The organism is Hymenobacter endophyticus (assembly GCF_032464715.1).
Classification (GTDB): domain Bacteria; phylum Bacteroidota; class Bacteroidia; order Cytophagales; family Hymenobacteraceae; genus Hymenobacter; species Hymenobacter endophyticus.
Genome location: NZ_JAWDJT010000029.1, coordinates 1 through 1,745 on the forward strand (window position 1 = coordinate 1; position 1,745 = coordinate 1,745).

At 63.7% G+C, this 1,745-nt stretch carries 1 protein-coding gene; it reads right to left on the reverse strand.

Annotated features, from left to right (window positions below; all coding sequences use genetic code 11):
- Positions 1-23 precede the first annotated feature (23 nt).
- Positions 24-1,676 carry an IS1182 family transposase gene (locus ROI90_RS21060; RefSeq protein ID WP_089333765.1) on the reverse strand — a complete coding sequence of 551 codons (1,653 nt, stop codon included), beginning with the start codon at positions 1,674-1,676 and terminating at the stop codon, positions 24-26.
- Between the last annotated feature and the right edge of the window lie 69 nt (positions 1,677-1,745).

Consider the following 1,745-nt stretch of genomic DNA (forward strand, 5'->3'; position numbering starts at 1 on the left):
GGGATACTGTTGGCGAATTGGTTTTAGGTCATTGCCGGAGGCATCAATCGCTCAAAAGCAGCCTGACGAGTCTGGGCTAACGGCACGGTATTTAGCCAGTCCACGATCCGCCACAGATTCACCGCCGCGGCGATACAGACGTGCTGCAAATGGGTTTTGGCCAGGCCCACGTAGCGGGAACGCCGCATGCCAAACCCGCGTACGGCTTGCGAAATCGTGCCTTCGATGCCTGCTCGGTGATTGTAGAGCAGCGTCCAGTCCGCCCGCTTGTCGCGTGCCCGGGCCGCTTGCAAGGCGTGATAAGGGGCATCGGCACGCAGCTTGATGGCGCGGCGCTTCGTGCGCGTACACTGCACCCGAACGGGACAGGGCCCGCACTGCTTCTGGGAAAACCGGATGAAGACGCGGGGCTGGCCGTTTTCCAGCGTCCTGACCCAGGACTGCGACACCTGCCCCTGGGGACACGTAGCCTGCTGCGCGTCCCAATCCACGTGGAAATCCGCCGCCGCATACCCCTGCCCCGCTAGGGCTTGCCACTTCTGGTCTTTTCGCGCGGGGCCAACCAACTCCACCCGATGGCGTTGCTGGCTCTGCACGAGCAGCTCCGCGCTGACGTACGCGGTGTCCACCAGCTGCTGCGACGGGAGCAACGACTGGTCGGCCAAGCCCTGCTGAATGTGGGGCAACGTGTCCGAATCGCCTGCGGTGCTGACAGTGGTGGCCACCTGCGTTATCAGGTGGGGTTGCTCGTCCTCGCAGGTTTCGGTCAGATGCACCTTGTAGCCGACCCACGTCGTGGCGCGTTTGCGGCTATACCGGGCTTCGACATCATAGGGCGAGCTGATCAACTGGGCCGAAGGCGGTAATTCGCCCTGGTTTTCAACGCGCCAGCGCACCTGACCATCTTCTATCCGAAACTGCTGCATCCAGACCCGGCGCAGGATGTCAACTGCCGGCACTTGCCAGAGGAAGGCGGCTTGTGGGTCGTCCGCAATGCGCTCCAGCAGCCACCAGCCATCTTGCCCAACCTGCTGGGCGTACGCGACCCGCTGGGCAGTGGTGTGCGGCAGGCGATACTCCTCGGCACGGGGGCCATACCGGGCGGCCCACTCCGGTTGGAGGTGGTGGGCCAACCACTCGGGCAGGAGCGCGGCTAGGCGGTTGAGGGCGAAGCGCATCGTTTCCGCCACGCACTCCAGGCGGTTCATGTCCCGAACACGCGCCAGCACATGCGTCGAGTCCGTGCGCTGTTTGCCGCCGGCTTTCAGCCACTGGTGGTCCTGGCAGCACGCCAGCAGGTGCGTGAGCAGGCGCTGCTCGGCGTGGCCGGCCACTAACCGCTGGCGAAATTCCGAGAGGATGCTAAAGTCAAAACCGGGGTCGGTCAGCTCCAGCCCCAGCAGGTACTTCCAATCGATGCGGCTGCGCACGGCATCGGCTGCCTGGCGGTCGGAGAGATTTTCCGCGAATTGCAGCACCGTCACTACCGCGAGCTGCCAGGGTGCCTGGGCTGTTTGGCCGCGTGCGGGAAACAGATCGGCAAAGAGCGCATCGTCATACAGCGTACCCAACGTATCGCGCAACTGCAAGTAGCGGTTACCGTGCGGAAAAGCGGCCTGCGCGACCTGGCGCGTTTGGGGTGGAACGGGCGCGTTGGGTTGGGGGTGCAGGCTCATCAGCAGAAGCGATTAAGGTACCTCTGAAGGTAGCTCTCACCGCTGGAAACCAATTCGCCAACAGTATCC